Origin of the sequence: Chryseobacterium oleae (genome assembly GCF_900115055.1) — a bacterium.
Classification (GTDB): domain Bacteria; phylum Bacteroidota; class Bacteroidia; order Flavobacteriales; family Weeksellaceae; genus Chryseobacterium; species Chryseobacterium oleae.
Genome location: NZ_FOVD01000001.1, coordinates 1,151,396 through 1,165,517 on the forward strand (window position 1 = coordinate 1,151,396; position 14,122 = coordinate 1,165,517).

At 38.9% G+C, this 14,122-nt stretch carries 10 protein-coding genes; 7 read left to right on the forward strand and 3 right to left on the reverse strand.

The window, feature by feature from the left end; all coding sequences use genetic code 11:
* Window positions 1–13: 13 nt before the first annotated feature.
* Window positions 14–1,918: a molecular chaperone DnaK gene (dnaK, locus tag BM143_RS05165; RefSeq protein WP_034730421.1), complete on the reverse strand. Its 1,905-nt coding sequence runs from the start codon at window positions 1,916–1,918 to the stop codon at window positions 14–16.
* A gap of 256 nt (window positions 1,919–2,174) precedes the next feature.
* On the opposite strand from dnaK, the gene ppk1 reads away from it, so the two are divergent.
* The 6 genes from ppk1 to BM143_RS05190 all read left to right on the forward strand — a co-directional run bounded on the left by ppk1 (window position 2,175) and on the right by BM143_RS05190 (window position 10,292).
* Complete coding sequence (ppk1, locus tag BM143_RS05170; protein ID WP_090023537.1) at window positions 2,175–4,247, forward strand: polyphosphate kinase 1; 2,073 nt, start codon at window positions 2,175–2,177, stop codon at window positions 4,245–4,247.
* Window positions 4,244–5,128, forward strand: coding sequence for a Ppx/GppA phosphatase family protein (locus BM143_RS05175; protein WP_047449612.1), 885 nt, complete (start codon window positions 4,244–4,246; stop codon window positions 5,126–5,128). The genes ppk1 and BM143_RS05175 overlap by 4 nt, the downstream gene beginning before the upstream one ends.
* A 161-nt stretch (window positions 5,129–5,289) precedes the next feature.
* The gene (locus tag BM143_RS05180) at window positions 5,290–5,943 is read left to right on the forward strand and encodes an NAD-dependent epimerase/dehydratase family protein (RefSeq protein ID WP_090023538.1); all 654 of its coding nucleotides are present in this window, start codon (window positions 5,290–5,292) and stop codon (window positions 5,941–5,943) included.
* The gene (locus BM143_RS23915; protein ID WP_156122708.1) at window positions 5,940–6,095 is read left to right on the forward strand and encodes a hypothetical protein; all 156 of its coding nucleotides are present in this window, start codon (window positions 5,940–5,942) and stop codon (window positions 6,093–6,095) included. Before BM143_RS05180 ends, BM143_RS23915 begins: the two co-directional genes overlap by 4 nt.
* 142 nt (window positions 6,096–6,237) lie before the next feature.
* Entirely contained in the window at window positions 6,238–9,276 is a 3,039-nt protein-coding gene (locus tag BM143_RS05185) for a choice-of-anchor I family protein (RefSeq protein ID WP_090023539.1), read from the forward strand.
* Window positions 9,277–9,584: 308 nt separating this feature from the next.
* Window positions 9,585–10,292 (forward strand): barstar family protein, encoded by a 708-nt coding sequence (locus BM143_RS05190; protein WP_090023540.1) that lies wholly within the window; start codon window positions 9,585–9,587, stop codon window positions 10,290–10,292.
* Between the two features lie 60 nt (window positions 10,293–10,352).
* Here the strand turns inward: BM143_RS05190 and BM143_RS05195 are convergent, their stop codons facing one another.
* Window positions 10,353–11,921, reverse strand: a complete 1,569-nt coding sequence (locus BM143_RS05195) for a flotillin family protein (protein WP_090023541.1) — start codon at window positions 11,919–11,921, stop codon at window positions 10,353–10,355.
* A 31-nt stretch (window positions 11,922–11,952) separates the two neighbouring features.
* Window positions 11,953–12,519, reverse strand: coding sequence for an NfeD family protein (locus BM143_RS05200; RefSeq protein WP_090023542.1), 567 nt, complete (start codon window positions 12,517–12,519; stop codon window positions 11,953–11,955).
* 184 nt (window positions 12,520–12,703) lie between these two features.
* Between BM143_RS05200 and BM143_RS05205 the strand changes: the two genes are divergently transcribed.
* Window positions 12,704–14,089, forward strand: coding sequence for a T9SS type A sorting domain-containing protein (locus tag BM143_RS05205; RefSeq protein WP_090023543.1), 1,386 nt, complete (start codon window positions 12,704–12,706; stop codon window positions 14,087–14,089).
* Window positions 14,090–14,122 lie beyond the last annotated feature (33 nt).

The window sequence follows — 14,122 nt, forward strand, 5'->3', positions numbered from 1 at the left end:
TACTTACACTTATTTATTTTACTTCTTCGAAGTCTGCATCTTGTACATCATCTGCACCTCCTGCATTAGCTCCGGCGTTTTGAGCACCTGCTCCGGCGTCTCCACCCTGAGCTTGCTGTCCAGCTGCATACATTTCTTCTGAAGCGGCCATCCATGCTGCATCTAAAGCTTCTGTTTTAGCTTTTACATCGTCAACATTTTTAGTTTCGAAAGCTGCTTTCAATTCTGTGTGAGCTGCTTCTACTGCTGCTTTTTTGTCAGCAGAAAGCTTGTCACCGAATTCTTTCAGCTGCTTTTCAGTCTGGAAGATCAATCCGTCAGCTTTGTTGAAGATTTCAACTTCTTCTTTTTTCTTAGCATCTGCTGCAGAGTTTTCCTGAGCTTCTTTCTTCATTCTTTCGATTTCTTCGTCAGAAAGGCCTGAAGAAGCCTGGATTTTGATCGTTTGCTCTTTTCCTGTTCCTTTATCTTTAGCAGAAACGTTCAGGATACCATTCGCATCAATATCGAAAGTTACTTCAATTTGAGGAACTCCTCTTGGTGCAGGTGGAATATCAGAAAGATCAAATCTTCCGATCTCTTTGTTATCGTTGAACATGGCTCTTTCTCCCTGTCCTACTCTGATGCTTACAGCCGGCTGGTTGTCAGAAGCTGTAGAGAATACTTCCGATTTCTTAGTTGGGATCGTTGTGTTCGCATCAATTAATTTAGTGAATACAGAACCCATTGTTTCGATACCTAGAGAAAGCGGTGTAACGTCAAGAAGCAATACATCTGTAACGTCTCCTGTCAATACTCCTCCCTGAATAGCAGCTCCAACAGCAACTACCTCATCCGGATTAACTCCTTTTGAAGGTTTTTTACCGAAGAATTTTTCTACTTCTTCCTGAATGATCGGGATTCTTGTAGAACCTCCTACCAATAGTACTTCATCGATATCAGAAGTTGATAAACCTGCATCTTTCAACGCTTTTGCTACCGGCTCCATAGATCTTCTTACAAGATCAGAAGCTAATTGCTCGAATTTAGCTTTAGTTAAAGTCTTCACTAAGTGTTTAGGACCTGTAGCTGTAGCCGTGATATATGGTAAGTTGATCTCAGTCTGTGCAGAAGAAGACAACTCGATTTTTGCTTTTTCAGCAGCTTCTTTTAGTCTTTGAAGAGCGATAGCGTCAGTTTTTAATTCTACCCCTTCTTCAGCTTTGAATTCGTCTGCCATCCAGTTGATGATCACATCATCAAAGTCATCACCTCCTAAGTGGGTATCACCGTTTGTAGACAATACTTCGAATACACCGTCTCCTAAATCAAGGATAGAGATATCGAAAGTACCCCCTCCAAGGTCATATACAGCGATCTTCTGATCTTTGTGGCTCTTATCCAAACCGTAAGCTAATGCAGCAGCGGTAGGCTCGTTGATAATTCTTTCTACTTTAAGACCTGCAATTTCTCCAGCTTCTTTAGTAGCCTGTCTCTGTGCATCGTTGAAATAAGCCGGAACAGTGATTACTGCTCTTGTTACTTCCTGACCAAGATAATCTTCAGCAGTTTTCTTCATTTTCTGAAGTGTCATTGCAGAAATTTCTTGTGGTGTATATTCTCTGTCGTCGATTTTTACTTTTACAGTATCATTAGGTCCTGCTACTACTTCATAAGGTACTCTTGAAATTTCTTTAGCATCTTCCTTAAAATGAGTACCGATAAATCTCTTGATAGAGTATACAGTTTTCTTTGGATTCGTTACAGCCTGTCTTTTTGCAGGATCCCCTACTTTTCTCTCACCATCTTCAGTAAATGCTACGATAGACGGAGTCGTTCTTTTACCTTCAGCGTTAGGGATAACAACAGGGTCTTTTCCCTCCATTACAGCAACACAAGAGTTGGTTGTTCCTAAGTCAATTCCAATTATTTTACTCATAATATTTATATTTTTTCTAATTTTTATATTTTAATTTACATTCTCAATTTCTCAATATCTGTACCATCTCCTATTTTGTGACAAAATGACAGAACCAGAAATATCTGAAGATAATATTGTCCTTCAGATTATGTTAAATTGTACTATTCAAGACAGTTTGAACATCGGAAATATTTAAAAATTAATCAAAGTTTAACTTTAGAAGTATGAATTAAACTTCACTAATTAGTATTTTTGATAAAATATACACTTTAGAATGTCAGTACACTTTAATCCGCGAGATATTACATGGCTTGCTTTCAATGAAAGGGTTTTACAGGAAGCCATGGACGAAAATGTTCCTTTACATTTAAGAATACGTTTCCTTGGAATTTTCTCTAACAATTTAGATGAATTTTTCAGAGTACGTGTAGCCGGATTAAAGCGGGCAATGGATTTTAAAGAAAAAGTGATTGCAGAATCTTTCTACCAGCCCCCATCAAAGATTCTTCAGAGGATCAACGAAATCGTGATCAGACAACAGCAAAATTTCGATAAGACCTGGAAACACATCCAGGCTGAGATGGCTAGCCTTAAAGTCTCTATTAAAACTTCTAAAAACCTTACTGCCAAACAGAAAGAATTCGTAAGAGAATATTTTGACGAAGTGGTGGAATCCAATGTGATCCCTATTCTTCTTCACGAAAACACACCCATGCCTTACTTAAGGGATAAAAGTCTTTATCTGGGTGTGGCGATGAGAAAAAAAGACTGGCAGTATTCCAGTAATTATGCGATTATAGAAATTCCGTCCCGTTTTGTGGGAAGATTTGTCCTGCTGCCAACGGAGGATCCGGAAGAAAAAAATGTCATGCTGCTGGAAGATGTTATCACGTTCAACCTTCCGCATATTTTCTCCTATTTCGGCTATGACGAATTTGCCGCCAATGCTTTCAAGGTAACTAAAGATGCCGAACTGGAACTGGACAATGACATCCGGACCAACTTCGCAGAAAAAATAGAAAAAGGACTTAAAAACAGAAGGAAAGGAAAACCGACCCGGTTTGTTTTTGATAAAGATATGGATAAAGCCCTGCTGGAGCTTCTTATCCGAAAATTAAATTTAACGAAAAAAGACAGCATCATTCCGGGTGGAAAAATTCACAATTTCAAACACTTTATGGATTTTCCTGACGTATTTGAAACCTATGAAAGACCGGTAGAGAGATCTTCCTTTACACACCAGGCTTTTGAACATGGTGAAAGAGTCACTGATGTTATTTTAAAGAAAGACGTTCTCTTGTCCTTCCCTTATCACAAATACAACCCTGTGATTGATCTTCTGCGTGAAGCAGCGATGGATCCGGATGTAAAATCTATCCAAATTACAGCGTACCGTCTTGCCGGCAACTCAAAGATCAGTAATGCTCTGATCTACGCAGCAAGAAATGGTAAAGAAGTAACGGTTATGCTGGAACTTCAGGCAAGATTTGACGAAGAATCCAATCTGAAGTGGAAAGAAATGTTTGAGCCAGAGGGAATCAATGTTCTTGTAGGTCTTCCAAACAAAAAAGTACACGCCAAGCTTTGTATCATTAAAAAAAGGTCACACAATAAAACCCTCCAATATGGTTTTGTAAGTACCGGAAATTTTAACGAGAAAACGGCAAGAATCTACGGTGACCATTTACTGATGACCGCTGACCGTGGCATCATGGCAGATATCAATAAGGTATTCAATGTTCTGAAAAAACCGAAAGATGATTTCCTTCCGGTGTTGAAAACCTGCAAAAATCTGATGATCTGTCCACAGTTTATGCGCGAAAAAATTGTTCATCATATCGATAAGGAGATTGAAGAAGCCAAAGCAGGAAGAAAAGCAGAGATCATCATCAAGGCCAATTCCATGAGCGACAGAGCCCTGATAGAAAAGCTCTATGAGGCTGCCTATGCCGGAGTGGTTACAAAAACCATCGTAAGAGGAATCTATTGCCCGGTGAATCAAAAAGAATTTAAAGAAAAAATAAAAGCGATCAGTATCGTAGATGAATACCTGGAACACGCCAGGGTTATGTATTTCTATAATAAAGGTGCAGAAGACATGTACATCTCATCTGCCGACTGGATGACGCGAAATCTGGACTACAGAATTGAAGCCGCCGCGAAGATCACAGACAAGGAACTGAAGAAGGAATTGAAAGATATTCTGGACATTCAGTTGAGAGATAACGTAAAAGCTCGTATTTTAGACAAAAAATTGAGCAACGAGTATGTCAGGAATGATAAAAAGGAATGCCGTTCTCAAATAGAAACCTACAAATATTTAAAAGCTAAAACAAGCAAAAAATGAAGATCGCAGCGATAGATATAGGAAGCAACGCCGCCAGACTTCTGATCAATGAAGTAAAGATCAGCAACAGAAAACCTGAATTTATAAAACTTAATCTTTTAAGAATTCCTCTGAGACTGGGAATGGACGTGTTCACCATGGGCATGATCGGCGAGGAAAGGGAAAAAATGGTCATCGACTCGATGAAAATTTTCAGCGACCTTATGAAGATCTACAAAGTGGAGCATTACCGTGCCTGTGCCACCAGTGCTATGCGTGACGCCTCAAACGGCAATGAAATCATCAGACAGGTGAAGGAAACTTCAGGCATCAATATAGAGATCATCTCCGGTGACGAAGAAGCAACCCTGATCTATGAAAACCATGTAGCAGAAGGCCTTGACAAAGAATTCGCCTATTTATACATTGACGTGGGAGGAGGTTCTACAGAGCTTACTTTTTATGAAAACGGAAAAATGGTGTACGAAAAATCGTTCAACATCGGAACCATAAGACTTCTGAATAATCTGGTAACTCCTGAAAACTGGCAGGAAATGAAGGATGAGATCAAAGATAATATTGTCAGCAAAAGACCCATCGTCGCTATCGGTTCAGGAGGAAATATCAATAAGGTATTCTCGATGAGCAAAACCAAAGACGGAAAACCGATGACGCTTGCCCATCTTAAAAAGGTGTACAAAGAATTCAATGAGCTTTCTGTAGAGGAAAGAATGACCAAGCATAACCTTAGAGAAGACAGAGCGGACGTTCTTGTTCATGCTTTGAGAATTTTCAACAATGTAATGTCATGGTCGGATATCAACAGGATTTTTGTTCCTAAAATTTCCGTAGCAGATGGATTGATCCACAATATTTTCAGTCAGCTGCACGAAAAAAAATAAATTACTTACACAGTATATCTTAAAAACCGGTCTTTTTTTGACCGGTTTTTGTTTTATGTAAATACTTCTCATTCATAATTTCTTCAGAAATGTAATTTTTTATTGTAAATTTAAAGTAATACTATATCTTAGTACGTCATGCATAATATCAACAGAAAAAAATGAATCCGATCAAAATAATTCTTACAGGCGCAACCGGTATGGTAGGGGAAGGTGTTTTAATGGAATGCCTTGAAAATCCTGATGTTTCAGAGATACTAAGCGTAAGCAGAAAACCTTCCGGAAAAACGCATCCAAAGCTTAAAGAATATTTAGTTCCGGATTTCCTGACCATAGACCTCAACGATGAAAACCTAAAGGGCTATGATGCCTGCTTTTTCTGCGCGGGAATCAGCAGCGTGGGAATGAATGAGGAGGAGTATACAAAGATTACTTATGATACCACGGTTCATTTTGCAAAGGTTGTTCTGAACCAAAATCCGGACATGGTTTTCAATTATGTATCAGGAGCGCATACAGACAGCACAGAAAGCGGAAAGCAGATGTGGGCAAGGGTAAAAGGCAGAACTGAAAATGCATTGAAAAAATTAGGTTTTAGAAATGCATTCAATTTCCGTCCGGGATTCATGAAACCCGTTGATGGTCAAATACATGTAAAATGGTTCTTTAAACCTATTATTTGGATTTTTCCTGTTTTTTTACCGTCAAAATCATTAACTTTACACCAAGTGGGCAAAGCAATGATCAATGGCGTGCGCAAAGGTTACCCCACATCAGTTTTGGAAATCAGGGACATTAAAAATTTAGCAATATGAGAGATATGGTAAAAAGAATTGTTCTGGTCATTTTTGTTCTTCTAGTCCTGACAGCAGTTTCAGGCTATTTTTATATGCAGAAACATCCGCTGGATGAAAAAGCATCTGTGAATAAAACGATGAATATTACAGGGAGCAAAGTCAGCAAGTAAGTTAACAAAAGGAGGGTTTTTGCTGTTTTATATTCCGTTTCAACAGCAACCGTTACCTGTTTGTTAAACATTTATTAAAATTCCATTAAAATACTTGCGCGGTATAAAGTTCATTTTTGCATAAATCTAATGCAAGTAAAAAATGACCAACAACTATCTATTAAAAGGATCTGTCATTGCCGCATTCTTCCTTCAGGGCGGGCTCTTCGGACAGACACTGATCCATTACTGGAATTTTAACAACAATACATCTGCAGTATCTATTACAACTCCCTCTTCCACTTTGGTAAGCGGATCTCTTTCTGCCATAGCCGGAGGAACCAGCGAAATAGATTTTGCAGGCGGGACCGGACAAAATTTCAGTATTGATAATTTAAATACAAGAAACGGCGATCCTTCCGGAACCCATTTACGATTCAACAATCCCATTGGTGGAAGTTTACAGTTCAATCTTCCTACGACAGGATATCAGAATGCTGTTGTGAAATTTACAACAAGACGATCCGGACAGGGTGCAGGAACTCAATCATGGTCCTATTCAACGGATGGAAGTACTTTTGTTCCTTATCAGACCATCAATCCACAGGATGCCAATCCTCAGCTTGTCACTTTTGATTTTTCCGCAGTTTCCGGTGTTTCCAATAACCCGAATTTTAAATTAAAGGTAGAATTCTCTGCTACAGGAGGCGGAACGGGAGGTAATAACCGTTTTGATAATTTCACCATGGACGCCACAGCATCCGGAGGTGCCGACACAACCCCTCCTACAACCACTTATCTTCCCGCTCAAAACACAAATAATGCTTCCACTACTGTAAATCCAACGATTTCTTTTAATGAAAATGTAAGGCTTACAGACAATTCCGCGATCACCGATTCTAATGCACAAAACCTTGTAGACTTCCGTGTAGGAAATGCTTCAGGTACTTCAGTTCCCTTCACAACCACTTTCAGCAATAATAAAATCACAGTAATTCCTACGGCTGCCCTTATTCCCGGACAGATGTATTATCTGGCTCTTAAGCCCAATACGGTTGAAGATTTAAGTGATAATGGGGTTACAGCAGTGACATCAACCACCTTTACAACAGCCGGGACAACCGTTTCTCTGGATAAAAACTTCATTAAAGTAAATGAAAATGCAGGAAGCCTGGCTTTCAAGATCAATGTTACCAATCCTTCAGCTGCTACGGTTAATCTTGTGGTAAAACCGGCACCGTTCAGTACTGCCGACAGCAATGATTTTACATTGGCCAATCAAACCATCAATATTACTCCTTCTACAACAAGTTATACGGTCAATATTCCGATTATCGATGATACATTGGAAGAGCAGCAGGCAGAATATTTTGTGGTAAGCCTTGAAAACCCTACCGGAACGACGATTTCCGGAGATAATACGACTACTGTTTATATTGTGGATAATGACAAACCTGCACCGGTTCCTTCGGGGCAGATTCAGCTAAACTATGTCGGAAGTTTTGATCCTTCCGGAAACAACAACAGTTCTACGGAAATTGTAGTTCATGATCCGGCCAGTCAGAAATTATTTACCATCAGCTCGATCACGGATGTTTTTGATATCATTGATTTTACCAGTCCGAATGCTCTTTCTGTGGTTAAAACAGTGAATATGGCTCCTTACGGCGGGATTACAAGTATCGCTGTTAAAAACGGGATCATTGCAACAGCTTCCCCCAATGCTGATCCACAGCAAAATGGCTCAGTAGTCTTTTTTGATATTAACGGAAACTTCCTGAAACAGGTGACTGTGGGAGCACTCCCTGATATGGTCGCGTTCACTCCGGACGGAACAAAAGTGATCACCGCCAATGAAGGGGAACCCAATGATGCTTATACTGTAGATCCTGAGGGAACCATCAGCATTATTGATATTTCAGGTGGTATTGGAAATCTGACACAGAGCAATGTCACGACTCTTAATTTTAACATTTTTGATTCTCAGACCGCTGCTTTAGTGGCCACAGGATTGAGAAAAGTAAGAACCAACAATACGCTTTCACAGGATCTTGAACCTGAATATGTGACGATAAGCTCAGACAGTCAGAAAGCCTGGGTAACACTTCAGGAAAACAATGCTGTGGCTGAAATCAATTTAGCCACAAAAACAATTTCCGGAATCTGGGGATTGGGCAAAAAAGATATGAGTCTTGCGGGTAATGGTTTTGATGCTTCGGATAACAATGGTGAAATACTGATCGCAAACTGGCCTGTGAAAGCCTACTATATTCCGGATGCCGTTCAGAATTACAAAATAGGAAACACCAATTATATCGTAACGGCTAATGAAGGTGATGAAAAAGATCTTTCAGGATACAGCGAAAGAACTACTGTGGGAGCGAATACCTATACTTTAGATACTGTTCTATTCCCTCAGGCATCCGTTTTAAAAGCATCTCATAATTTAGGCAGATTAAGAGTGTCCAGTGCAACAGGAAATACCGATGCGGATACAGATTTTGAAGAAATTGCTGCTTTGGGAGCACGTTCATTCTCTATTTTTAATGCTGATACCAAACAATTGGTTTACGACAGCGGTGACCGTTTTGAAAGGTATATCGCAGCCAAACATCCCCTGATCTTTAATGCAGACAATGAAGCCAACGGTGCCAAAAACAGAAGCCGTGCGAAAGGTCCTGAACCGGAAGGAGTTGCTTTAGCGACGATCAATGGACAAACTTACGCGTTCATCACTCTCGAAAGAACCGGAGGGGTAATGGTTTATAATATTACAGATCCTAACAATCCTACGTTTACGGACTATAAACATTCACGTTCTACCTCAGCTTATGGTGGTGACAACGGTCCTGAAGGAATTACATACATCGCTCCGGGAAATACAACAAACGGAAAAGCCTATGTCATTGTTGCCAACGAGATCAGCGGAACTTTATCCATGTATGAAGTAGCTTCTACTCCAACATTAGGAACCGGTGAAGTAAAAACTGAGAAAGCAACCTTCAATGTATTCCCTAATCCTGTCACGAAAGGAAATGCGCTGTACTTCAACAGAGCGCAGGATTATGAACTGTATGATATGTCAGGAAAAATGCTTGGAAAAGAGAAAAATGCTTTAACCATAGATACTTCAAAACTTTCTGCGGGTGTTTATCTTGTGAAAACTTCGGAAGGACATATGAAGAGGGTTATTGTGAAATAGGAAGAGGTTACGGGATACGGGTTTGGAAAGTTATGAGTTGTGAGTTATAAATTATAAGTTTTTTGATGCACGTCTCGGAGTTGGAGTGTATTCACATTTCACTTGCGAAGCAAAATTGACCATTCACATTTCTTAATCTCAGCCTTAACCTAAAGTCTCATATCTCGTGTCTGAAATCTGACATCTTGATATACAAATACTTTATATATAATTCAGTTGATGAGGTCCCGGATTTTCCGGGGCTTTTTTTTGTTTTCATTAATTTCAGTAGTTTTGATTCTTTACCAATACCTGAAAATAATAAAAAAATGTTTGGATTTGCCTTTGATACTGCAACGGAACCTGAGATTATTGCTTACATGGATGATGTCAAAAATATTGAACATAAAGCCGGTATTATTTACCGTACCCTACGACTTATTAATGTAGACAATGTTCCTAATTTAGTATCAGCAATAAAAAATGCCGCAAACATCTATGAAAACAACGGTTTCATATGTTTTCTTGATGATAAATCTATTGTAACCAGAACTTTTATAGGTAATATCAGAGTAATAAAATCAAAAAAGAACAATATCACTTTAATGGGACAGGTATGGAGCAACCCTCCAGGCTACCATAAAGCAATGAAAATGAGATTAAATAATGAAATTACAGAAAAAAATATCTGGAAAAATTTCAGGAAAGAAGAATTACAGGGCTGGCTTGTCTATGCACTTCACACAATGAAAATATATGAAGTGAAAGAAAATATCAGTATTGAGATTGATGGAAATAAATTTCACAATTTGGATAGCTTCTTCTGTGCTTTAGGAGAAGAAGTTAATGGTATAGGAGGATACTTTGGAAGAGGGATTTATGCCTTGTTTGACTGCCTGCGTAGTGATTTTGGGGTGAAATCTATATCAGAATTAAAATGGTTAAATCATCAGACAAGCAAAAAATTATTTAAAACTAAATTTGATGAAATACTTCAGGTTTTTGCAGATCATAATGTAAAAGTTATTCTGGAATAAAAAGACTCAGGCGGAAAGCTTCGCTTTCCGCCTGAGTCCAAGTCTATCTATATATTTCAATTATGCCTTCGGAGCTTCAGCTTCCGGATTCATATCATCAAAATTCTTTTTCTCTTTCTTTTCCGGAACCATGATAATTTCTTTCTGAACTTCTTCCGGTCTTCCTTTCAGATACTCAGGTAAATTAAGACCGGCCATATTAAACAGATCGTTCAATGGCGGTACTGTTTTCATCATTCCTGAAACGAAATTAGCGGTAGAGCCGTTTCCGTCCTGCCCGTTTCCGCTGTCCCAAACCGTAATTTTATCGATTTTAATATTTTTAACAGCTTCCACCTGGGTCTTAACCAATTCAGGAAGTTTTTCAATTAACAGCAACTGGAAGGCACTGTTGGTATCACCACCGGCAGCCTGTACAATCTTATCGTAACCTTGAGCCTGTTTGGTCAGGATTTCATAAAGACCTTTTGCTTCTGCCTCCATTTTAGCGAAAATAGCATCTGCTTCTCCTTTGGCCTGAAGTCTTATTTTCTCAGCTTCTGCCTGTGCATCAATGATGGCTTTTTGTTTTGCGATTTCTGCATGAACCACAATATTCGCCTGTTGGGTAGATCGTTCTCTTTCTCCCCTCGCAACTTCCGCTTTCTGTTCTGCAAGGTAAGATTCCTCCAAAGATCGTGCAGCCTGTACTTTTTCTGCAGCCGTTGCAATTCTTAATGCTTCTGCTTCTTTTTCTCTTCTTTCGGCATCAGAATTGGCGATGGTAATTTTGGCTTCGTTTTCCCCTTTTACAGCGATAGAGTTCGCCAGAGAGGTTGCAATTCTCGATTCTTTTGCAGCTTCTGCCTTACCGATGGATTCATCCTTGATGGCAGAGGCAATACTGATCTCTTTGTCTTTTTGCGTGATGGCAATTTTTACGTCTCTGTCTCTCTGTGTTTCGGCGATCTGTGTATCTTTTTCTCTGTCCGCAATTGCTTTTCCGGTTTCCCCGATTTTCGTTTGCTCGGCAACACTGATGATAGCTTCGTTAATCGCTTTTGCAGCCGCTTCTTTACCCAAAGCTTCAATATATCCGGATTCATCTCTGATATCCGTAACGTTCACGTTGATTAGTTTTAAACCGATTTTCTTTAATTCCGTATCTACGTTTTTAGAAATATTGTCTAAGAATTTATCTCTGTCTGAGTTGATCTCTTCAATGGTCATCGTGGCAATCACCAAACGAAGCTGACCGAAAAGAATATCTTTGGAAAGTTCCTGAATCTGCTCCTGAGCCAATCCCAATAATCTTTCTGCTGCATTTCCCATAGAATCCGGTTCCGTAGAAATGGCGATGGTAAATCTACATGGTACATCTACACGGATATTCTGCCTGGATAAAGCATTGGTAAGATTAGCCTCGATAGAAATAGGTTTCAGATCAAGGTAAGCAAAATCCTGGATAACCGGCCATACGAAAGCACCGCCTCCATGGATACATTTCGCTGAGGTGCCGCCCGTTTTACCGTAAATAACCAAAATTTTATCCGACGGACATCTTTTATACCTCGAAATAAGGGCTAAAAATGTGACGAATAGTACAAGTACAATCACTAATGTTAAAATAAGACTTCCTGGTATTGCCATAAATAGTTTTTATAAAATGGTTGATAATGAATTAAATTTTTGAAACGACAAGGATCTTGTCATAGATGTAAGTTACCCTCACAGAACCACCGGACGGGATATTTTCCTTTTCTTCCGTCATAGCGGGAAGTTCGTGGCTGGTTCCGTTCACAGAGATCGTGATTTTTCCTTTTCCGCTCATATCTCCCGGAATCGTAAGGTAGACCTCTCCTGCTCTACCGATAAGATTTTCCATTTTAAAGGTATTGTCTTCCGTAAGTTTCATGATCTGAAGGATAAGGACAAAGAATAAAAAGATAAATCCAGCCCCTACAAGCGCAGAAACAAAAATCAGCAGCGACTTATTTCCTATAGATCCATAGAATGCCACACCACTCCATCCGAACCCTAAAAGGAAATTAATAAGGTTTCTGAAAGAGAATAACTGAAAAGGACTGTCGGCATGGCTGTCTCCGCTAAAATCAGCATGTGCCACATCTCCGTGGCTGCCTCCGACAAAAGTAAGAACCGTTTGAATCAGAAAGATAAAGCTGGCTGCGATGGCCGTATACCAGAACCCCTGCTGAAGCGGTTCTAGGTTTTGCAGAAATTCAAACATAAGATGCGTTTTTCACAAATATAATTAAAAAAAATCAATAAAACCAATAAAAAATGGCATAAAACACACCTATAGAATATCGATTTGTATGGTTAAAAAAAAGCCAGTTTTATTTACCTGAAAACGCTCTAAAGTCCTTTCAAAGGGGATAAATTTTCAATACCTTCGCGGCTTTACTATAACTATGAATAAAATTTTTACGAGTGTAGCACTGATGTCTGTTTTTTACATGAACATCAATGCTCAGACCATTCATTTAGACTCCAGTTTCGGAAATGGAGGTATTGTTTCGTTTCCATTGATTGGAGAAGCAGATGATCTTCAAATTTCATTGAGTTCCGACAATAAAATATTTGCTTATGGAAAAGACATTGCCTCATCAGGATCAATGAATACCAATAAAATTTACAAATTAAATCTTGATGGCACTTTAAATACAGGATTTGGAAATAGCGGAGTATTAACACTCCCGCATTATATAAGTGATTTTAATGTCATATCCCAGGGAAATGATAAAATTCTGGTAACTTTCCAAAAAACATCCAATGATGCTTCTTCCGAAACAAGTATTCTGAGATATGATCTTAATGGTGTTTTAGATACCAGTTTTGGAAATAATGGCGAATTTAAAACCTCTCATGACGGAATGAACGGCTTCAGGTATAACAATACGGTCGTTCTTGCTGATCACTCAATCATTCTCACGACAGGAAGCAGGTTCATTAAGCTATCTTCGAATGGAAGTATCGATAGTTCCTACGGCAATAATGGAAGTATCAGCCAGTCTAACAGTGGAAATATTCAACTGTCGAATTCTGATATACTTGCCTTTTACGACAATAAAATTGATAAAATAAGTACCACTTCAACGCCTGTTAGTACTTTTGGGACCAATGGAACCTTTACCTACCCGGATTCAGGAAATTACTTTTCAAAACAGGCTCCAGACAGCAATATCCGTACCTTGGATTTAGACAGCTATGTTTTCTACAACATTAATCCTAATGGAACTATGTCTAATATCACTTCACTGACTCATGACAATAATACGCTTGATGTGTACACGAACTTTGGCTTTGCGGGAAATAGAATATATTTTGTAGGAACATCTTCTACAGACACTCCATTCATCGTAAGCTATGATTATTCAGGAAATATGATTCCCTTGAATTCTCAAAACTCTTATAAAGAAACTGCATTACCACAAGGAAATTACACTTCCGTTTTGGCAAAAGATAATACCGTTTATGTAGGAGGTGACAAAAAAGACCCCGCCACCAATACATGGCATTATGTAGTGGCAAAATACAATGCATCTGCATCTGTTTTATCAGCGCATGAAGTCCAAAATGAAAGCTCTGTTTCGTTTGAAAATCCGGCCAAATCGAATCTGGTCTATTCTTCAAAAGAGAAAATTAGAAAAATCGAACTGTATTCTGCAGACGGAAAGCTGGTAAAAACTTTAAGTGAAAATAATTCTGACATTTCATTTCTCACGAAAGGCATTTATTTCCTAAAAACAGAATTTGTTACCGGAAAAATAATCACAAAAAAGCTGATGAAAAATTAATGATGTCCTAAAACAACAATCATATATACTTTT

What these genes read in the sequence shown, in the direction of transcription:
- dnaK (WP_034730421.1), bottom strand. Translation starts at nt 1,918, where the DNA reads ATGAGTAAAATAATTGGAATTGACTTAGGAACAACCAACTCTTGTGTT.
- ppk1 (WP_090023537.1), top strand. Translation starts at nt 2,175, where the DNA reads ATGTCAGTACACTTTAATCCGCGAGATATTACATGGCTTGCTTTCAAT.
- BM143_RS05175 (WP_047449612.1), top strand. Translation starts at nt 4,244, where the DNA reads ATGAAGATCGCAGCGATAGATATAGGAAGCAACGCCGCCAGACTTCTG.
- BM143_RS05180 (WP_090023538.1), top strand. Translation starts at nt 5,290, where the DNA reads ATGAATCCGATCAAAATAATTCTTACAGGCGCAACCGGTATGGTAGGG.
- BM143_RS23915 (WP_156122708.1), top strand. Translation starts at nt 5,940, where the DNA reads ATGAGAGATATGGTAAAAAGAATTGTTCTGGTCATTTTTGTTCTTCTA.
- BM143_RS05185 (WP_090023539.1), top strand. Translation starts at nt 6,238, where the DNA reads ATGACCAACAACTATCTATTAAAAGGATCTGTCATTGCCGCATTCTTC.
- BM143_RS05190 (WP_090023540.1), top strand. Translation starts at nt 9,585, where the DNA reads ATGTTTGGATTTGCCTTTGATACTGCAACGGAACCTGAGATTATTGCT.
- BM143_RS05195 (WP_090023541.1), bottom strand. Translation starts at nt 11,921, where the DNA reads ATGGCAATACCAGGAAGTCTTATTTTAACATTAGTGATTGTACTTGTA.
- BM143_RS05200 (WP_090023542.1), bottom strand. Translation starts at nt 12,519, where the DNA reads ATGTTTGAATTTCTGCAAAACCTAGAACCGCTTCAGCAGGGGTTCTGG.
- BM143_RS05205 (WP_090023543.1), top strand. Translation starts at nt 12,704, where the DNA reads ATGAATAAAATTTTTACGAGTGTAGCACTGATGTCTGTTTTTTACATG.